The sequence below is a fragment of the Bacillus sp. JH7 genome (genome assembly GCF_001563515.1).
GTDB lineage: Bacteria > Bacillota > Bacilli > Bacillales > Bacillaceae_G > Bacillus_A > Bacillus_A cereus.
The window spans coordinates 1,505,864-1,526,301 of the sequence record NZ_LPUS01000001.1; the positions used below are offsets into that span (position 1 = coordinate 1,505,864).

The following is a 20,438-nucleotide window of genomic DNA, read 5'->3' on the forward strand; positions in this document are numbered from 1 at the left end:
ATTTGCAGAAACAGTTTATAATGAAAAGTGGAAGCGTGAGAAGGAGAGGGAAAGGGATGTCAATGCGTTTTACTTTTTGGATTATGGTTGGGATTGTAGCAATCTCGGGTTTATCACAAGGAATGCTCTTACCGGCCATTGCAATGATTTTTGAACAAGAAGGGGTTAGTTCAAGTATTAATGGTATTCATGCGACGGCATTGTACATTGGGATATTAGTCATTTCGCCGTTTCTTGAAAAACCGATGCAAAGGTTTGGAATGAAGCCGATTATTGTTATAGGTGGGTTTCTCGTTATTATTTCATTATTCTTTTTTACACAAACATTTTCGTTTTGGGTATGGTTTATCCTTAGATTTCTAGTTGGAGTCGGAGATCATATGCTTCATGTCGGAACACAAACGTGGATCACGACAACATCAGACCCAAGTAAAATAGGGAGACAAGTATCGATATACGGTGTATTCTTCGGAATTGGTTTTGCCGTTGGCCCGTATTTAGCAAGCACTGTGCAGTACGGTCTTGCAACGCCATTTATTATATCTACTATACTTTGTCTAATAGGTTGGCTTTTACTACTTCCAACAAAAAATGCATTCCCAGCGCAAGATGAAAGAGAAGTAAAGAGTGAATCATCATTTTCTCGTTATAAACAAGTTGTTGGATTAGGATGGATTGCACTGCTAGGACCACTTGCATATGGCGTACTTGAAGCAATGCTAAACAGTAACTTACCAGTATACGCACTTCGTAAAGGGTGGTCTGTTTCAGATGTATCCTTCTTATTACCAGCATTTGCAGTTGGGGGTATTATTACACAAATTCCGCTCGGTATATTGAGTGATAAATACGGAAGGGACCGTATATTAACGTGGACGTTTAGCATAAGTACGGGCATTTTTCTACTTGCCGCCGTATTTGATCAATATTACTGGATCGTCTTTGCCTGCATGCTTTTAGCGGGTATGGTTATTGGATCGTGCTTCTCTTTAGGGCTTGGATTTATGACTGATTTATTACCGAGACATTTACTACCGGCAGGTAATATATTATCCGGAATCGCTTTTAGTTTAGGAAGTATTATGGGACCTGTATTAGGCGGCGTATTTATAGAAAAAATACAGTATACAAGCTTTTTTATTGCGGTTATGATTATAATGGGAATTCTCGCAATGTTATATATGGTCTACATGAAAAATCAATTTGCATCAAGAAAAATAGAAAGTAGGTTAGGGCATGACAAAACAACCTAATAAAAAGAAATTTGAAGTACTTGAAAATGAAACAATTACAGACTGCTTAGCACGTATGGAACAAGAAGGCTACGCTCCGTCTCGTCGTATGGAAGAGCCAATCTTTCATGAAGTAAAAAAAGACGGCAAAACAGTAGTTGAACCGTGCGGTAGGAAGATTGTTTTTGAAGGGAAATTGAAGTAATCCAATAACAAATTCTCTTTATAGTATAGAGCCATCCAATAGTTGGGTGGCTTGTTTTTTTATTAATCAATGCAGGAATTGAATAGAATGAATCTCTCGTTCATTTCTCCTAATGGGCTTCTTTATATGGGACAAAAGATTGCTACTTTTTTCGTATATTGGTAAAATAAGTTCTTGGGTCTTACTTATTGTTATCGGTATAATGTTTGTCGCTTGAATGAAAGAAATTAGTTACAAAAATTTCGCACTATGTAAAGGGGTACAGCAACGATCCCTTTTTTGGAGGCACCTTAAACATAAAGCGAGAGAAGAGGCTATATGAACGATTCTCCTATCTTGTTTAAATATTAAACGAGTTATTGCAATTGGAATAGGTATATCAAACTAGTCGACATCCTGATGGATCATCTTTTTCTAGTAACCTATCACTTCTGATGGAATCGATAGATTGCTAGAAAGCGGAAAACAATTATTAGTATATTCCGAAGCAGGTGTAACAGAGTGTCCTTCCATAATTAAGGGTAAAACCAAAATACGTTGTTTTAAAGAATGATTTGTTAGAACTGGTTATAAGGAATAAAACAGAAAAGAGGATCACATGTTAGATACTTTACAGAGAAGTAAAAAGTTTTTTTTAGTATGTCTTATTTTTTTAGTGCTTTTAACCGCTTGTGGTAATACAGATGTTAAGACGTCTAAAGCTTCATTACCACCGGCTGAATCCAATATAGATACATCGTTAAAAGCACCGAATTGGGTAGATAAAAGTCCTATCCAACAGTCTCCTAATTTTACGGAAGACAAAAAAGTACAATCGGTTGTGAATTTAATAGCTACGGGTGATAATTTATATCATGACGCAGTAATTAAAGATGGCAAACAAAAAGACGGTTCATATGATTATAATTATATTTATGAAAATATCAAAAAAGCTGTTAAATCAAGTGATCTTGCTATAGTGAACCAGGAGACTCCGATTGCCGGAAATAATTTAAAAGTACAGGGATATCCGACTTTCAATACACCTGAAGAAGTAGGCCAATCTTTAGTGGACACTGGATTCAATATAGTGACGCAAGCGACAAATCACGCTATGGATATGGGTATTAAAGGTGTTGCGAATACAAGAGAATACTGGAAGAAATATCCGGATGTTATCCCGGTAGGTATTAATGAGAGTAAAAACGAGCGTAATGAAATAAAAACGATTACAAAAAATGGTATTCGTTTTGCGTTACTAAATTATACATATGGTACGAATGGAATTAAAATTCCAGCTGATAAGTCTTGGGCTTTAAATTTAATTGATAAAAAAGCGATACAAAATGATGTGGAAAAGGCAAAGAGTAGCTCTGATATGGTGATTGTTATGGTGCATTGGGGAGTAGAATATACCTCAACACCTTCAAAGCAACAAAAAGAAGTTGCTCAATATTTAACAGATTTAGGTGTAGATGTAGTAATTGGAAATCATCCACATGTAATTCAACCAATTGAGTGGAAACAAAATAAAGATGGACATGAAACGCTAATCTATTATTCTCTTGGAAATCTTATTTCTGCGCAAGAAAAATTAGAAACATTAGTTGGAGGATTATCTTATGTACAATTTGTTAAGTATGAAGATAAAACTTTTGGTATACGACAAGCGGCAATCGTACCGACAGTAACCGACTATGCCGATGGTAAGAAACAATTTAAAATTCAATTTTTAAAAGATTATTCGGATGAAAATTCTAAAAAACATGGAATTAAAAAATTTGTCGGCCCCGTTTCTTTGAAGGATTTCAAGGAGATTCCTAGAGACGTGTTGGGAAATTGGTATAAAGACTAATAAACAAAAAGGGAATGAGATACAATTAAGAAATTTATAATTTTAGCATTGGTATTAGCAATGGGATGGAGTCTTGCTGCTTGTAGTGGAAAACAAACATCTCAGGCAACTACTAATAATAACGATAAAAATAAAAATGAAATACATGCGAAGAAAAAAGATGTTTTACCTATCTCTGATGTTAATGATTGGAGAATTATCCTTGTAAATAGAGAGCATATGTTATCAAAGGAACTAGGAATTGAATTAACAAGTATCACTCAAAATGCGAAGCCAAATATGAAAATAGATAGTAGAATTGCAACTTCCTATCAGGATATGGTAGCAGCTGCAAAAAAAGAGGGAATCAATCTTTATTTAAGATCAGGTTATCGAGCTATAAAATTACAACAAACTTATTATGATGCTTCAGTTAAAAGCTATAAATCTCAAGGTTTGTCGGATAAAGAGGCTAGTGCTAAGGCATTGGAATATCTTCAGTATCCTGGTGCAAGTGAACATCATACTGGATTAGCGTTAGACATTATTTCAGTTGAATGGCAAAATACTGTAGAAGATTTAAATGCAAAATTTGAAACTACCGATGCATTCAAATGGTTAGATAAGAATGCTGCAGAATATGGGTTTACTCTCCGCTATCCAAAAGATAAAGAGAATATTACTGGCATTAAGTATGAGCCATGGCACTATCGTTATGTAGGAAAAGAAGTTGCCGTTTATCTAAAAGAAAAAGGGTTAACTTTAGAAGAATATAACGAAAAAATTAAGTCTGGTAAGTAAAAATATGCTTTAATTTTATTAAATATTATGCACTGCTACAAGAAAAGGTGAATCTGAGGATGTGTTAACCTTCCACCTAGTATTGTAAAAACTGAGTATGATAATTTGAGCACGTACGAACCAGTTATCGTGTAAAAAGATGTATGTATTAAGAAATTAAAGTTAAGGATCTGATATTCATATCAGATCCTTTTTCTATTGTTCTTTTAAGAGCGACTGAGCCAAAATATTGGAATGAATATAGAAACAAAACAGCCCAAGAAATAGTATAACGAATCAGGGAGCCTACTCGTACGCTTCATTGGGATTATCCAGAAATAGTTGTTGATGAAATAAGAAAGAACTGGTCTTACTCTCAAGCAAGGATTTAATACGAATGAATTGGATAAAAGGTAGTAATAAATACATAGTCATATTGATTAAAGTTTCACTTTATTGAAGAAAAATGCGAAAGCCATTCATAAAATATGGAAATGTTAAAATCCCTTTGATAAAATAGCAATATGTAAAAATAATTATTTGTTAATTCTTAATGTAATGAATATTCATGTTTAAATATACGAATTTAACTACATAGTTATTGTGCTAAAGGGGGAGAAAGATGTTAGATGAATTGTACAATGCTTTTTTAAATGCGTCTGGTTTTACAGAAAGTGCGAGGAAACGAGATCGGTATGATGATTTACATGATTATTTAAAAGATAAAGAAAGAGAGTTAAAGCAATTCATTCAAGAGGCTGAATCAGCGAAGAGAGAGTATGAGAGTAAAAGTAATGGTTTAGAAGCTAATAAAATTCCGGCAGTTGAATTTGAACAAAAACGTCATGAAAAGGATGAAGAATTACATACATTAGTATCCTATTTTAAAAGTGCATTAAGCGATGTTGGATCTGCAAAAAGTACAGCTTATGCAAAGTATTTGGAATATAAAGCGAAAGCAGAATCAGAGAAAGCGTCAGCATACGCTGCAGCGACCAAGGCTTTTGAAGAAAAGAAAAAGGAATTTGAAAAACTTATCCATTAAGCATACAAAGAATGGAGGGAACGAACATGAGTGGTAAAGAGGTTGAAATTATAGGAAGTAACACTGCAAGTGCCATTTCTTACGCACAAAACATTGAAAATGGTATGAAGGATTCTTTAAACCAAGCGAAAGACTTAAAAGCATATGTCACAGGTGCGAAATGGAATGGAAAAACGAGAGATGCATTTTTAAGTTATCTTGATTTGATCATTCAATATAATTCAGAAATGGTAGAGGCATTTGAAGGACATACGAAAGCTTTGAAAGAGTTAGATAAAAGCATTCAAACGTACGGAGATAAATCGGAAGTAAGGGCGATAAAACAACTGTGATGGAGAAACGAGGGATAAAAGAATGGGGAAAGAAATGAGTTTTGCACCTGCTGAATTATATGTTCTCGCAGGTGCAGCTGGGGTTACCGATATATTTGGATTGCCAAACCGTGACGCAATTATTTTACTTGATGCAGAATGTGTCACGAAAGCAACTACGAGTTTAAAAGAAAAAGGCCTACTTACAAGTGAAAATGGAATTACCCCTGCAGCTTTTCAAATAATTGAACTATTAAAGGAATATGAAAATTGTCATGAATACACGAGAATGAATAATGTATTAATTGGCTTTTTAAAAGAGGATAAAGACCGAGTGGCTGTATTAACAGAAATAGAACCAAATAAAAAATACGAGATCGACTACATACCAAAACCGGACGTATATTTTTCATTATTAACACGCATTCCTTTCTTATTGAGAGAACCGAGGGAAATAGAAGATACATTTTTCTCAAAGAGAATGACAGAGGCAGAACAACAAACATTTGAGGAAAAAGATTTATCAAATAAAGACGTTATAGCGATAGAAACGTATACGAGGCCTCGAAGTAATAGAGGAGGAAAATGGGAATGTTTCTTATATTTCACTGAAGGAGAAGATTTCGTTCAAATAGATGTAGATCGTAATCGATATGACTGGGTGAGCCTCTATGCGGTTAATAAGAAATTGTATGACGTGTTAAAAATGCCATATAAAAAGTTAATTGACCCGAGACAATTCTCGTTAGGAGGTATTCAATAATGCAAGTATCAATGGGAGATAGTGGTTCTGGTGGTGGAGAAGAAGTATTAGTTAATTTTCAAGAACTACTTGATATAGTAATGAAGTTAGAAAATATATATAAAATCCATGTAGACGTCATTGGAACGAATATTGAGAGTTTATTAAGCTGTGATTTTTATCAAAAAGGTGAAGCGATGAGAGTAATTGAAAAATATTCTGATATATTACACAAAACACTAGAATTGGCTGAACACTATTCTAGGTCAGCGACAGTTGTAGGAAATGTATGTGTAGAAATGCTTGAAAAGGACGAACAATTACGTGAAATATTAAGTAAGTTGTAGAAATCACCATACGGCTGGGGGGATGAAAACGAGATGGATGTGAAATATAGACCTGAACCATGGCAAAACATGGGGGATGGTATGAATCGAATTACAAAAGATGCACTCATGAAATTACGGGAAGCAAATGCATCATTAAAAAGAATTGATGGAAGAATACGAGATTTAGACTCGGATGGTAGTATACATTTTAATCCTAAAGATCAATCGCAAAAAATCGGGGAATTACTTGATAGCTATTCGACATTACAAAAATATTGCGGAGAAGCAGGGCGATTAGTCTCTGAACATATAGATAAACCTTTTTTAGTAGAAATGGATAAATTCGCTCAAAAAATGAGAGATACATCTATTCTCAGTTTTGAAACAAATAACCGAATTGGCTCTACAACAACGACAGTATTACCAGGTGCGCATGCAGGCTACGGAAGTGTACCACAAACAATACAGAAGAAGAAAGATAAAATAACAGTAGAAGATATTTTTAGAGATTCTCCTGCATTTGATAACGTACTTAGGGCAGAATACAAAGAACTAAAAAAACAAAATCCAGATGCAAAATTAAATTATGAAGAATACAAGAAAGTAGTCCCATCCACACGGGGATTTGAATACAAATCGATAGAAGATGAACAGAAAAAACTAGAAATGGTGCGAGACATAGGAATAGGCGTAGGAATCATCATCACAACAATCCTTTGTCCACCACTCGGGGCCGCTGCCGCAGTAGTATACGGAGGTGTACAAATAAAAAGCGGTATCGACGGAGAAGACTGGGGAACACATAGGAAATTGAGCCAAGAAGAGCGGGTAGGAAACATCATTTTTGGCGGATTAGATGCAATCCCAGTTGTTGGAGCAGTAGGAAAAGGAGTAAAAGCATTCAAAGGGACGAGTGAATTAGCTGATTTAGCCAAATTATTAAAATTCAAAGAAGGAATGCCTGGTTTTAATCCAAATTTGGGTAAAAATGTGGTACAATCGCTTAAGGAAAATAATCTATTAAAAAATTTAAAAATACAAGGCTGGAAAACCGTAGATAAGATTAATGATGCGGACTACTTCATTAAAGGTCTAGTGGCAAAAGGTGTGGACTCCGTAACCCCATTCGCTAAAGGTGTAGAAATAATGCCAGATGGAAGTGTCGTTAGATCTGGAACGAACTATAGCGGGAAATTCCAAGAAGCCCATGATGCCTCAAAGGCGAGTATTCAGAGTAAGATCTCGAATTTGGAGAGTGGTGGGGTTAAGGGTACGGGTAAAGTTGGTTATGGCAGTAACATTTCAGACAATATCTCAAAAGAAATTAAAGAGTTAGATAAAGAAATAAATAGATTGAAAATAGAGGGAAATGACAAAGAAGTCAAAAGATTAACGCGAGAAAAAAATAAATTGGCCAACAAGTTGGATACGAAAGATGTTATTAGTGATCATTATGACTTGAAGGTTGCAAAGGAGTATGAAAGAAAAATCGATAATTCTAAATATTTTTCTCATGATAAAGGTGATTTTGGGGAAGAAGTGACAAAAATAGTAGCTAGAGACAGTGATTTAGGTAAAGATGTTTCCGATCTGTTCCAAGTGGGGAGAAATGGTATAGATGCAGCATTCCTATCGAAAGGGCCGCCGCCAAAGTTAACTATTATTGAATCAAAGGCATCAGATTCCGCTAGTTTTAGTTACTCGGATAAACAGAAAAAGGGTGGAGATACTTATTTTCAAGACATGGTTAACAGCGATGATCCTAGGTATGCTAATTTTAGAGATAACTTAGAGAATCTGATGGAGGAGAGTCCGGATCTACAATTCGATTTTATTAGAGTTGAAACAGATATAAAGATTACTGATACTGGATTCGGTGTTGATGAGTTAAAGGTAAAGGACTGGAATAAGAAAATAGATTAATTCATAGGGAGGATGCAATGATGAACCCCAAAAAGTTAGAAATGGCTTTTAAAAGATATAGCAAAAATTTTGTGGATGGAATCAAATTTGAAGATGTTAAAGATAAATATAATGTCAGTAGAAGTAAGGTTGAGAAAATTGTTGAGCAAAATGAAACAGAGAAAGATCATATCCTACTAATAAATTTAAGCAAAATTTTCTCATATCACTTGTCACTATGGAAAAACGATGTATTGATAAGCGGTGGAAACAATGTAGAAGGATTAAAGAACATGCAGAAAGTCTTATTTTACCAGTGCATGGGACAAGATCTTTATAAAATCAGATATCCAAAGATGATTTTGGGGTATACGTTTAAAGAAGTCGTCCTCACATTAGTTCATTTTGCAATGTATGGATGGGAGAAAGAAGAAAATATATTATATGATTTTATGGTTCATCACTTCGGTGGACATTTAATAGATGCTAATGAAGAGAATAGACATATTTGGTTTTTGCTAGAGCTATACTTGCAGTATAGAAATAAAACCATCATGGGGACAAATGAAAAATTGCATCTAGTCGTGAAAAATAAGTTTAAAGAAGCTGAACTGCGATGCGATTTAATCCCTGAAGACCTAAATATATATGATGAAGTGTTAGGACGTTGGTCGACTCGTGACTTAGAAGAAATAGAATATCTAATTTCGATAATGTCTCAGTATCATTCTGCGTTAGCTTCTGAAATCGGACAGCTAGGTGAATTTGGTGATTTCAGATACGGATTTTATCCTTTTGAAATATTATTTTTAATCCATGTAAGGAAACAACTAGGGTTGCCAGTACCTACTCAAATCGATAATTTTCTGATGAATACTCCAGAAGCTAGAATGGTATTTGGGGAACATGAGTCATATCCTGAATGGGATCCCGTACTTCAGATGATCGATCAATTTTATCGTGAAAACTATCCGGAATATATTCCTAACAAGCATGGAGAATTATTTCAATAAAAGGGAGGAAGCTAAGATGCCTGATCAAGGGATAGCGCAGATTATATTTCCTGATAGCAAGGATTTGGAAACATTTTTGAAGGAACAAGGAAGTTATGACTTACATGAAGACCTATTAAAATATGGATTGACAACGAAACAGTTTTTATACGTTGACTATAAAGGTGAGCAATACCAAGAAATTGTCAATTTTATTCTTGATTACGAATTTGCCCACCAAATTGAATTAGCAACACAAGAAGAACTTGAGAGATTAGAAGCATTTAATTATGAATTTTTACCCGATAAGATCAAGATGGCCAACAAAATACTGTCACCAAAGGGATTTGGTCTGTTTTTATATCCAAATTCGGGCGACTTTTATGCATTATTCATTGGGAAAATAGAGAATATAACAAAAATCCTGCAAGAAGAGGTGTTGCTTGATGATAGAATTCCTTTTCAAGAAAGGTGTATCAAATATTATAGATAGACCTAAGGATTGTATGCCTTCACCCTTGAATCCGATCAAGATTTTCTTATAAGTTAATATCAAGATTGCATAACCATCTAGAATGTGCTATTTTTGACCACGTGCAATTTTAATAACACCATGTGTTACTACAAATGCATTGAAACTTTTCACCTCCTGAATTCAAAATAATAAAAATGTTTTGGATTTGGGAGGGTTGATAATAGAAAAATAAATTGAGAAATGTGCCTATTTTATTGGTTACTTGGACGCTGACAAAGGTACATGCTTAGTAAAGGAATTCAATGGCAACGTTAGGAGAACGTAGTGGCTATTGAATTTTTTATTTTTACAACTGTATTAGAAAGAAAAGCGTGAGAATTAGGTGAGATGATATTTTATTGAAAAGACATGGAAAGGACATAATAATAATGACCTCGTAAGTATTAATGTATTACTTGTTACCATATAAAAGGTGTCATACTGTTACTACAAAACTTACAAATTTATGCTGCTTAAAAACAGATGAATTTAAAGCACTTGATTGTCTACGAAAGGCAACAAGTGCTTTTTTAATAGATAGACATGCTATAAATTTTTAGAAATTATTTTTTATGAATTCAGGCTAATGAAAATTACTATTATTATATAATTGAAAATACATTAGCAAAAGGTGTGGACTCCGTAACCCCATTCGCTAAAGGTGTAGAAATAATGCCAGATGGAAGTGTCGTTAGATCTGGAACGAACTATAGCGGGAAATTCCAAGAAGCCCATGATGCCTCAAAGGCGAGTATTCAGAGTAAGATCTCGAATTTGGAGAGTGGTGGGGTTAAGGGTACGGGGGATAGTGGAATTCCTCCTAGGTACGGTGAGAGAAAGATTACAGATGAAGAATATGAAGCATTAAGAAAAAAAACACCGACAGCAAAAATAAGAAAACAAGTAAATAAAGGCCACAATAAAAAGATAGAAACGGAGGATCAGGCTCTTCCTGGAAAAACTTTTATAGGTTCACTAGAAGCAGATCATATTGTGTCTATGGACAGAATTGCAAGTATGGATGGTTTTGGTAATTTAACAGAAAAACAACAGTTAGAAGTATTAAATAACCCAGAAAACTTTACAGGATTAAGTAAATCTGCAAACACTTCAAAGCAATCTAAATCGTATGAAGAATGGACACATTATAAAAAGGGAACACCAGATGAGATAGAAGTTAGTCTTGACTTTAGGAGCAAGATGATTACAAGAGAAAAACAGCTTGAAAGAATATTGCAAAAACAAATTGATGATTTTAAAAAAGAATAATATAAAATAATATTAAAAAGGATGGGGAAAAATGAGTTCTAAGTTAGATATATTAAGAGAGTATAATGAAGATATTCAATTGATTAATGCAAATGAATTTAAGAATATAAATGCATCTTTAATTCCTGATTTATGGGTGGAAGTATTTAGTGAACATAATAGAGAAAAGAGAATCAAGAAAATTTTAAGTATATGGAAAAAATATGTAGATAATAATTTATCTAATACTATTGCTTACTTATCAGAATACCTTGAGGATATTGAACTGATGATAAGTGAGGACACCTATTCAATCTTGTATACAATAAAAAATCAAGGTGGAGAAGATTTATATTATGAAGGAAGAAATCCTAAAGATAGTTTTAATAATGAGGAATTAGAATCTTCATGGAGAGAAATTCCTGAATCTATTAGGGACTTTTATGAAAATGTTCATAATGGATTTTATGATTACACAAGTGAATCGATGGGATTGATGCCATTAGAAGCTATAACTTACTTTGGGGATGATGACTTAGAGTGGGGGATTATAGATGAATTGGAAGAACCTATAAAGATTAATTTAAAAACATCTTTTGGATTCTTTAGTAATGGTATGGGGAGCTACATAGCTATAGATTATGAAAATTGTAAGAATAACAATGCTACTTTTTGGTCAGCTAAGAGTCAGCCTAAATATAATGTTCACTTTTGGGATTTTGTAGATGAATGGATTGTTATCGGTTTTGAATAAAAGGTTTTTAAAATTTTGATACAAAGTCTATAAACCTTTTGACGTGATTGTGACATCTGAGGGGAAATTAAAAATTTATTATGGGTATACTAAATGGTATCAATCTACTTTTGGACCGAATGACCGAGTGGATTATTTTGAATATAAATATTTAGGGAAGAAACCGAGTAATGAAAATGAGCGAAGAAAATTCGAAGAGATGAAAGAATATGAAGAGCAAAATAAATCTTAAAATATTCTCTGTTAAATTAAGGAATGCATTATTAGCGAGTAAATATGTAAAATATCCAAATCAACTAACTTTAGTTGGGCTATTGAAAAAAGAATAGTGACGGATTAATGTTACTTATAAAACAGATGAACTTAGAGCACTTGATTGTCAATTAAAGGCAACAAGTGCTTTTTTGCGTTTTAGCGTAGAAATAATGTGGTACAATCGCTTAAGGAAAATAAGACTTAAAAAAATGCACTAGATGCTATGAAAAATACTCCTATTCCAGCAGCAATTAGGACGGAGGATACTGGAATAGGAATGAAGCTTTCTTATATAGAATCTTCAACTGTTGGAGAAGTAGTTGGAAAGTTTTCAACGGCAAGTACGGTAGCTAAAGATGACGCTTATCAACTTGCTAAGGGTACGGGTAATGGTAAGCATTTAAATGATGTACCTAAAATAAAAGAAATTGAAGTGAACTTTAATAGAAATGTAAAACATGATTCAGAAGAGTTTGCGAGACAATTAAAAGACCAAGAAAAAGGTATGAATGAGCTTACAGTGGATGAGTATTTAAAAAATAGTGAAAGATACATAGCACAGGGGCGAGCTATTGAAGGGAATGCTGCTCAACAAGCTGCTAGAGAAGAAGCTTATGTACAAAAGGTAAATGAACTACAAAGAGAAGGATTAACGTTATCAAATGCCAAGAAAAAAGCCAAGGAATGGCTAGATACTCAAGCTGCACTTCACAACCCTGACCAGATAGCAGGTGGAAAGGTAGAAATAATAGGAGGTATGGGAGATAAAAGGATTAATTCTTCTATAGGTAGTCAATGGCGGTATAGAATTGATATTGTTGATGAACAAATTAAGGAATTAGCCAAAAACATGACACCAGAACAACTAAAAAGTACTTATTTGAATGTAAAATTAACACATTAGAGGAGGAGTTTAGATGGAACAATATTTAAAAGATTTTAAGTTGCATAATAAAGTTCCGAGTGAAATCATTGAAAAGTATAAACATGTAGTACCTAATGAAATAATAAATTTATGGAGTAATTATGGATTTGGTACATTTATGCAAGGGTATTTTAAAAGTGTAAATCCAGAGGAATTTAAAGAGATTTTGGAGGAGAGTAGTCAAAGATATAAGGATTCAATAGTATTGTTTGCTACGGGTATGGGAGACTTGGTTATTTGGTCAGATGGATATGTTAGATTACTTAATTACAGGTATGGTATAGTAAAGACCATTATGTTTACATTTGAATTTTTCTTTCAAAATATTACTGATTTAGAATTTAGAGATGAAGATTTATCTTGGCAACCTTATCCTGAAGCGCTTAAACAATATAATGAGTTAGATTACGAGGAGTGTTTTGGTTATACACCTCTATTAGGTTTAGGTGGAGCAAAAAAAGTAGAGAACTTAAAAAAGGTCAAATTAAAGGAACATATTCTTATTATTACTAGTTTTATGGGGCCAGTACAATAATAGAATAAATAGATATTTTATTACTAGGTAAATAGAGATATAGGATTCGTTCAAATGACTTAGACTTACTACTTAATTTATATTCTACAAGCGAATATGATAACGAAACACATTAACACATATATAAATCAATGAAAAACAAAGTTTATGTGAAGTAGATAGAAAAAATAAAAGGTTTTTTGAAAGTATGTACTCCATGATGGTTGTACCATCATGGAGTACTGTGTGCAATGATAGAATAGAAAATAAAGTAAAATCTTAGGTGAGATAGCATTTTATTTGGCGATGAATATAAACATATGGAATGTATATTAAACTAACGAACTCATACAAACTCGTAAGTGTTAACATAGTCGTTGTCACGACATATAAATGGTGTCATACTGTTACTACAAAATTTATAAATTTATGCTACTTAAAAATAGATGAACTTAAAGCACTCGATTGTCGATTAAAGGCAACGAGTGTTTTTTTGCGTATTAGCGTAGAAATTTAACAGATAACTATAATTTTACTATGTAAAATTTTTACATAGTTTTCTATACAACTAAAGAGAAGAAAAATGTTCACTATTACTTTCATTTCTGTTATAAAAATTCTACAATAGAAGGCAGAACGTATATTTGGTATAATCAAAATATACTATATGAAATGATGTACATGAGTTTGAAATTCATGTAACGAGGTAAGCACTACATAACAATGACTAATATTTAAAGTTTTCGTACCTATAGAATTCAATTCATGTTATATAAATCAATTGTTAGAAAGGAACAGGTGTAATGAATCAAATTTCATTTGAAGATTTATTTGAAGAAGAAAAAGAAAAGGTGGAGGTAGCTGAGGTATGTAAGGTACCAGCCCCTTTATCACCATTACAAAAAGATATTTTAGAATTAATTGATTCTGAAGAAATAAGTGCGCTTGAGCTATGTGAACGATTAATACGATCTGGTAAAATACCCGATGAAAGATTCACTACGAATAAGCCTAAAGCATATGGACAAGTATGTTTACTATTAGAAGGTTTTGTTACAGAAGGAAAACTTATTTTTATCAAAGATGATGAGAAAAGAGATAGGGTATATAAATTGAAAGAAGAAGTTTGAGATGTATAGTGGGAGATGAATGATTGGTTCCCTTTAACTTGCAGCTCCGTTAGTCTAGTAATGTCCACAAAAAAGGTGTCAATCTCTCCTAGATTGACACCTTCATACTTTTAACATCTTACATACTTACGCTTAAAACCAAGTCTTCCTCTATCTAGTTCTTTCTGAATACTTTCAGAAGCATTTAACAAACTGCTTTTTTTATTATCACGTTTGACTTCAACTATACCAACTTTCTTTGCAGTCTCGACTGCTTTTTCATGTAGTGGTACATATGATATTGCCACAGTGTTTAGGAAATTATTCATAGCGGATTTTGTTCGTTCTGGAGAATGATGAATTGTATCTTTCACCATTTCAAGCATATCGGAAATTTTACTTTCGGAAAACTCATTGTCTTTGCGATTTCCTAAAAGCCAACAGTAGCAACTCCATCCGGCAGACATTTTAAGCTCGTCCCCACTTGCAATCCATTTATCAGCAACATCTTGTGCAATATTTGACTCCGATAAAGTTACTGCCACTACATAATCAGATAGCATATAAAAATATGCCCCGTCTATCCAGCGATCAAAATCAGACTCACTCATAGCTTTTGGATCGGCAATAATACCTGCAAAGTACATAGCATCGTAGTTACCTGTGGCATAAAGCTCTTCAGCTAACTCTTGATTTAATTTTATTTTTTTAGCGATTGGTTTCATAGCACCTGTAGCTACTCCGAATACTGGCTCATGCGCACCGTTAGATATGTATATTTTTTTCGTTCGTTCCTTACCTAGAGCTTCAAGTTCTTGCATAACTGTTTTAAGATCCATAGTTGTGCAACTTCCTTTCTTCATGTGAAAGCCTTTTTAAGCTTTTAGTATTTCATATGTTAATACTAATTGTATTCAAGAGGTATGTCTACTTTCTAAAGGTATCAAAACCAGTTAGTAATTTTGAAGCTTTTGATTTTGTGACTGCTACAAGCTATCTATAGTTAGAAGCAAAGTATAGTAGAATAAAAAATAAATTTGTATAGTTTTTCCAATGAATATTTGGTATGATGGTGAATGGGAAAAATATACAAGTTGTTAGTGGTTCATAAAAGGGGGATTGAATTGAAAAGAACACCTGAATTCGTATTAGGTTTAATTGGTGGCATTTTGGGAATTATTATTTCCATAATATTAATAGTTGTAGCGTTTAATATTATGGAAGGTGTTGATTACGAACTTTTAGCTTATTACTCTATTATTTTAACGGTTCAAATAGGATTGTTCATTTTATCGTGTTTAGTAAACAAGGTTAATAATAAAGTTTATGGAGTTTGTATGATTGTGATTCCTATAGTTATGTTATTTATGTCATTATTCTTTTTACTTATTCCGACAATTTTACAAATTATATCTGGTTCATTTGCATTTAGGACATTAAAGTTAGAATCGAATGTAAGCTAAATATAATTATTAACGTCTGAATATTCGGTTTTTTAAACATTTTCGTTTGCAGTTCAAATTAACATAAAGTACAAAGTTGTACGCTTTAGGAGGAGAAATAGATGATTATTTGGTCTGGTTGGGGTTTTTTAGTCGCAATTATTGTAATTATTAATACTCTTTTGGGTAAGGCTATCTTTGGATCTATAACGGGGGACGCTACATATTTTCAAGACCATAGTTGGCCAATGGCGGTAATGTTTATTATATCAGGGGTTATGTCTTGGTATTTAGGTAAATATATTAATAAGCCAGATGGGAAAGTTTATATAGATGCCGAAACTGGTGAAAAAGTTATGTTTAACAAAAAGCACTCATTATTTTTTATAAAAATGGAATATTGGGGACCGATTCTAGGAGTTATTGCGATTGTAACTTTAATTACAAGATAAAAAAAGAGGATGGGTATAGCAAGAGTAATCTATTCAAGTAGAAGGAGAAATCAGTCATGAATGCAAAGAAACTACTAGGGGTAGCAGTTCCGGTCATGTTGTTATTTGGTTGTGGAGTTTCTGAGAAAACGAACACTTCTAAACAGGAGAAAACGGAAGAGTCTAAAGTAAAAGAATCGAAGTCTAATAGTAAGAAAGAAAAAGTTTCAAAGGAAGACTATCCTAATAAAGTGTATAAATTAGGAGTAGAGTTTGATAAGTTGTTTGCGGAGCATAACAATATTACAAGAGAGGTTTTTGACGGTAAGAAAAAGAAATCAGATATAGTAGATAGTGTGAAAGAATTAAATAAAGTGTTAGATAAATTTGAGTCAATAGATCCCCCTACAGAGTATGTAAACCAACAAAAAGATTTTGAAAAAGCAATTAGTTATTTTAGAGAGTCTTTTTCTTTAATAAATGAAGTATTCACCAGAAAAGAAAAAAGAGAAAAAGGTGATAAGACTGATAAAGAGTTAATAGAGAAATCTGAAAAATTAGTGAAAGAAGGAGATATTTACTGGCTTAAGGCATTCAAAGATCTTGAAGGGGATATTAAAATCGGTGATGGTACAGTATCAATGAAAGATTTGAAAGAGTTAGATAAGAAAGCTGGAATTAATACAGATAACGTTATGAAGAATGTGAAAGATGGTACGGAATTAATCGGTAATTGGGGATTCCAAGGAACAGACGGTTTCAATATGTCACTCATTTTAAAAGGTGATAAGACATTTGAAACATATGGTAAAGGTGAGTATCCAAATAAAAAGAATTATATTGAAGGAACTTGGGAATATGATAAGGAAGCTTTTACAATCTATTTACATCTCAATAAACGTTTAGTAGACGGTGTAGAAGATACAATTCAAAAAAAGAAAATAGCATATAAAGTTCAAGATTATGATGGGGAAAACTTGCAATTATTTAATGAGACGTCATTTAATACAATTAAGTATGTGAAGCAAAGTTAAAGTTATGTAGGACTAGGTTTAAATGGCCTGGTCCTTCATTAAAGTGCGAGTATGTAAATAATATGTTATCTTTCGTTCTGTTTACTTAGTATCATGTTATTCTTTAATAGAGTAATAAATGGAGTTTTGCATTAAATATATGAGGTTGGTTACAAATGATAAAAAAATTTACTAGATTAGTATTAATAGTGGTTATCCCAATCAGTCTTATTACAGGTTGTGGGGCTGCTGAAAAAACTGAAGCACAAAAGCCGAAAGCGGTACAAACGGAGAAAAAGGACTATATGGATTACTCATATGGTAGCAAAGGTATATTAGTAAGTGGCAAAGCGAAAGAACGGCAACAATACGAGATTGGATATATGGATGATAATAAGTTAATTGGGATTGACGAAAATATTGAAGACTGCATTATTTTAGATAATAAAGATGAAGCAGGTCTCATTTGGAAACAAATAGAGCGAGGATCTATTATTGAAGTGCAATACGGTAAGGATCGCAATGATATCGTAGGCGTGCAATTCGTAGGAGATCGTGAGTCATATGAAATTAGTGATAAGTTTGATCGGAATACGATAAATGAGATTGTTGAAAACGTTAAAGGGAATTTGTAATAGATGTATTTCGATAGTATAGGATCTCTTATTATGAAATTGTATGCCAGTTATTTGTCTAAGTTTAAATTGATTATTTTGACGGTATTTGTAATTAGTTGTAAAATAATGTTTGTTGACGAATTTTATAAAAAGTATGTTAGATGAAATTCATCTGTAGGGATGACATATAAATATTTTCTTAATGGGTATAAAATAAAATAATTAAAATATATAAATAAAAAGAAAATATAATAGAAGTACATAGTAGATTCATATTTTTAAAAATTAATGTGACAATAAAGGGAGGTTGAGATACATACACGGTGGGAGTGTGTATGTATTTATTATAATAATGAATAAGACAATCAAACAACAAGTAATCGCACTATCAACAAGTCTAGTGATTTTAGGGAGCGTACCTTTATCAGCATCAGCAGAAGAGATAAACAACTCTCAAACTGATCAACTTAATATTGCCCAAGGAGAACACGGAACGAGCGGATTAAATTATTCTAATTTCAAGTTGGAAGTTCCTAATCATGTACAAATTAACGAAGCAGAAGTATCTGAAAATGAAAAAATGCTTTTAGAAGAATATAAGCATAAACATGATGAAACAGAAGAATTAAACAAAATGCAAAATGCTAAGAAGGGACAAGTAGCAGAAAAGGAAGCTATTTCAAACATTGAAAAGGCATTTGAATCTGTAGATGGTCGAAAGGATGGATCTGATCGTCAAATGAAACCTGTTGCAAAGCCAAGAGGTATTCAATATAGTGCACAGAGTACGAAGAAATATGGAACACTTGCAGGAGTTCCATTTGTGGAGTGGATTGTTCCAGCAGGAAATCCTGATATTCGTCCTGCAAATCCGATGAAAGCACGTTACATTACAATTCATGAGACCGCAAATACAGCCGCTGGTGCTAATGCTGAAAATCACGCGAAATATTTATACAAGCAAGCAACGGAAGGCACTTTCCGAACAGCTTCATGGCATTTTACTGTAGACGATAAACAAATTTATCAACACTTACCAACAAACGAAAATGGTTGGCATGCAGGAGATGGAGATGGATCAGGAAACAGGGAGTCTATCGGTATTGAGATCGCGGTTAACCAAGACGGTGATTACAATAAAGCGTTAGAAAATGCAAAACGACTTGCAGGTTATTTAATGAACAAAGAAGGAATTGGTGCAGATCATATTTACAAGCATCAACAATGGAGCGGGAAAAAATGTCCTGACATTTTAATTTCACGTGGTAATTGGGCTGGTTTCGTACAAGGAATTCAGTGGTATGCAAATATAAATGCGCAGATTGATACGCCTTTACAAGATAAAAATGACTCATTTAATCCAAATGAAAATAATCCAGCTGAACCTAGCATGGAACTAGTGGTAAATGGTAGTGGTATCAATGTACGTAGTGATGCGGGTATTGAACATCGTGTTGTACGTAAAGCTTCAAACGGAGATCGTTACAAAGTATTAGCGGTTAAAAATGGTTGGTATAAAGTAGGTAATGGAGAATGGATTTTCTATGACCCAAGTTGGATTAAAATTAACTACAATGTACCAAAGGAAGAAGTACAAAAGCCTAAGGAAGAAGTACAAAAACCAAAAGATGATATTACAGGTGGCTGGTTTGAAGGGCATATTCGTAAATTAAACAGTCTAGGTATTATGCAAGGCGAAGGTAATGGTGTATTTGCGCCATATCGAAATGTAACGAGAGCGGAGTTTGCGAAATTAATCTCGAATGCTCTTAAACTACCAGAGGGAAATAAGTCATTTGTAGATATTAATGAGGCACATCCATCACTTCATGACGGTATTAAACGTTGTGCAAGTGTAGGAATTATTAATGGTCGTGGTGGAGGGATTTTTGATCCTAACTCACCAATTACTCGTGAAGAAGTATCTATTATGATTGACAAAGCATTACGATATAAAGGAATTACAGGTGAGTTAGTAGCATTACCATTTACAGATAAGCATTTAATAACATACAAAGAATCGGTTCAACGATTATACAGTCTAAAGGTAGTTAATGGTATTGGAAATAATGAGTTTGATCCCCGAGGTACAGCAACTCGTGGTCAGGCAGCTGCCTTTATTGTGAAGATGTTAGATTCAATGCAAAAATAAAAGGAAACTTTAATCAGTGAGGGCCACTCGCACTGCAATCGAGCAGTTTATTCACCGAATTTTGAAATGAGAGTTTTACTGCCCGCAAATAGCAGAATAAATGGTATGTAGAA

General features: G+C 33.3%; 22 protein-coding genes and 1 pseudogene. 22 read left to right on the plus strand and 1 reads right to left on the minus strand.

What is annotated here, in order from left to right; all coding sequences use genetic code 11:
* The first annotated feature begins 56 nt into the window (after nucleotides 1–56).
* From AU379_RS07765 to AU379_RS07845, 17 genes and pseudogenes are all read left to right on the plus strand, one after another.
* A complete protein-coding gene (locus tag AU379_RS07765; protein ID WP_000062798.1) occupies nucleotides 57–1,253 on the plus strand; it encodes an MFS transporter in 1,197 nt (398 codons plus the stop codon).
* A complete protein-coding gene (locus tag AU379_RS07770; protein ID WP_000166303.1) occupies nucleotides 1,237–1,437 on the plus strand; it encodes an NETI motif-containing protein in 201 nt (66 codons plus the stop codon). The genes AU379_RS07765 and AU379_RS07770 overlap by 17 nt, the downstream gene beginning before the upstream one ends.
* Before the next feature lie 598 nt (nucleotides 1,438–2,035).
* The gene (locus tag AU379_RS07775) at nucleotides 2,036–3,271 is read left to right on the plus strand and encodes a CapA family protein (RefSeq protein ID WP_000887599.1); all 1,236 of its coding nucleotides are present in this window, start codon (nucleotides 2,036–2,038) and stop codon (nucleotides 3,269–3,271) included.
* Nucleotides 3,272–3,319: 48 nt separating this feature from the next.
* The gene (locus AU379_RS07780; protein ID WP_000241986.1) at nucleotides 3,320–4,051 is read left to right on the plus strand and encodes a M15 family metallopeptidase; all 732 of its coding nucleotides are present in this window, start codon (nucleotides 3,320–3,322) and stop codon (nucleotides 4,049–4,051) included.
* Nucleotides 4,052–4,652: 601 nt separating this feature from the next.
* Nucleotides 4,653–5,075: a hypothetical protein gene (locus AU379_RS07785; RefSeq protein WP_000883470.1), complete on the plus strand. Its 423-nt coding sequence runs from the start codon at nucleotides 4,653–4,655 to the stop codon at nucleotides 5,073–5,075.
* Nucleotides 5,076–5,101: 26 nt separating this feature from the next.
* Nucleotides 5,102–5,407: a WXG100 family type VII secretion target gene (locus AU379_RS07790; protein ID WP_000014535.1), complete on the plus strand. Its 306-nt coding sequence runs from the start codon at nucleotides 5,102–5,104 to the stop codon at nucleotides 5,405–5,407.
* 22 nt (nucleotides 5,408–5,429) lie between these two features.
* Entirely contained in the window at nucleotides 5,430–6,149 is a 720-nt protein-coding gene (locus AU379_RS07795) for a DUF5081 family protein (protein ID WP_000514121.1), read from the plus strand.
* Complete coding sequence (locus AU379_RS07800; protein WP_044584687.1) at nucleotides 6,149–6,475, plus strand: hypothetical protein; 327 nt, start codon at nucleotides 6,149–6,151, stop codon at nucleotides 6,473–6,475. The genes AU379_RS07795 and AU379_RS07800 overlap by 1 nt, the downstream gene beginning before the upstream one ends.
* A gap of 33 nt (nucleotides 6,476–6,508) precedes the next feature.
* The gene (locus tag AU379_RS07805; RefSeq protein ID WP_061139088.1) at nucleotides 6,509–8,380 is read left to right on the plus strand and encodes an ADP-ribosyltransferase; all 1,872 of its coding nucleotides are present in this window, start codon (nucleotides 6,509–6,511) and stop codon (nucleotides 8,378–8,380) included.
* 17 nt (nucleotides 8,381–8,397) lie between these two features.
* Nucleotides 8,398–9,372 (plus strand): hypothetical protein, encoded by a 975-nt coding sequence (locus AU379_RS07810; protein ID WP_025689851.1) that lies wholly within the window; start codon nucleotides 8,398–8,400, stop codon nucleotides 9,370–9,372.
* A 16-nt stretch (nucleotides 9,373–9,388) separates the two neighbouring features.
* A complete protein-coding gene (locus tag AU379_RS07815; RefSeq protein WP_001113308.1) occupies nucleotides 9,389–9,844 on the plus strand; it encodes a hypothetical protein in 456 nt (151 codons plus the stop codon).
* A 654-nt stretch (nucleotides 9,845–10,498) separates the two neighbouring features.
* A complete protein-coding gene (locus AU379_RS28610) occupies nucleotides 10,499–11,134 on the plus strand; it encodes a hypothetical protein (RefSeq protein ID WP_082769916.1) in 636 nt (211 codons plus the stop codon).
* Between the two features lie 31 nt (nucleotides 11,135–11,165).
* On the plus strand, nucleotides 11,166–11,867 hold the full coding sequence (locus AU379_RS07825; RefSeq protein WP_000095661.1) for an SMI1/KNR4 family protein: 702 nt from the start codon (nucleotides 11,166–11,168) through the stop codon (nucleotides 11,865–11,867).
* A 37-nt stretch (nucleotides 11,868–11,904) separates the two neighbouring features.
* Nucleotides 11,905–12,099: pseudogene (locus AU379_RS07830) on the plus strand (immunity protein YezG family protein); the annotation flags it as partial.
* Between the two features lie 456 nt (nucleotides 12,100–12,555).
* Nucleotides 12,556–13,026 (plus strand): polymorphic toxin type 15 domain-containing protein, encoded by a 471-nt coding sequence (locus tag AU379_RS07835; RefSeq protein WP_033685803.1) that lies wholly within the window; start codon nucleotides 12,556–12,558, stop codon nucleotides 13,024–13,026.
* A gap of 13 nt (nucleotides 13,027–13,039) precedes the next feature.
* On the plus strand, nucleotides 13,040–13,582 hold the full coding sequence (locus AU379_RS07840; protein ID WP_000438859.1) for a T6SS immunity protein Tdi1 domain-containing protein: 543 nt from the start codon (nucleotides 13,040–13,042) through the stop codon (nucleotides 13,580–13,582).
* A 782-nt stretch (nucleotides 13,583–14,364) separates the two neighbouring features.
* Entirely contained in the window at nucleotides 14,365–14,691 is a 327-nt protein-coding gene (locus AU379_RS07845) for a DUF3895 domain-containing protein (RefSeq protein WP_001071909.1), read from the plus strand.
* 110 nt (nucleotides 14,692–14,801) lie between these two features.
* Here the strand turns inward: AU379_RS07845 and AU379_RS07850 are convergent, their stop codons facing one another.
* Complete coding sequence (locus tag AU379_RS07850) at nucleotides 14,802–15,509, minus strand: DNA alkylation repair protein (RefSeq protein WP_030026447.1); 708 nt, start codon at nucleotides 15,507–15,509, stop codon at nucleotides 14,802–14,804.
* Between the two features lie 285 nt (nucleotides 15,510–15,794).
* Here AU379_RS07850 and AU379_RS07855 point away from each other — a divergent pair, with 285 nt between their 5' ends.
* The 5 genes from AU379_RS07855 (at nucleotide 15,795) to AU379_RS07875 (ending at nucleotide 20,325) form a co-directional block, all read left to right on the plus strand.
* Complete coding sequence (locus AU379_RS07855; protein ID WP_000831724.1) at nucleotides 15,795–16,133, plus strand: DUF4064 domain-containing protein; 339 nt, start codon at nucleotides 15,795–15,797, stop codon at nucleotides 16,131–16,133.
* A gap of 101 nt (nucleotides 16,134–16,234) precedes the next feature.
* The gene (locus tag AU379_RS07860) at nucleotides 16,235–16,564 is read left to right on the plus strand and encodes a hypothetical protein (RefSeq protein ID WP_000587853.1); all 330 of its coding nucleotides are present in this window, start codon (nucleotides 16,235–16,237) and stop codon (nucleotides 16,562–16,564) included.
* Nucleotides 16,565–16,620: 56 nt separating this feature from the next.
* Complete coding sequence (locus AU379_RS07865) at nucleotides 16,621–17,577, plus strand: DUF3994 domain-containing protein (RefSeq protein ID WP_000992211.1); 957 nt, start codon at nucleotides 16,621–16,623, stop codon at nucleotides 17,575–17,577.
* Between the two features lie 155 nt (nucleotides 17,578–17,732).
* Nucleotides 17,733–18,191 carry a hypothetical protein gene (locus AU379_RS07870; protein ID WP_000591634.1) on the plus strand — a complete coding sequence of 153 codons (459 nt, stop codon included), beginning with the start codon at nucleotides 17,733–17,735 and terminating at the stop codon, nucleotides 18,189–18,191.
* A gap of 334 nt (nucleotides 18,192–18,525) precedes the next feature.
* Nucleotides 18,526–20,325, plus strand: a complete 1,800-nt coding sequence (locus tag AU379_RS07875) for an S-layer homology domain-containing protein (RefSeq protein WP_061139510.1) — start codon at nucleotides 18,526–18,528, stop codon at nucleotides 20,323–20,325.
* Nucleotides 20,326–20,438: the final 113 nt, after the last annotated feature.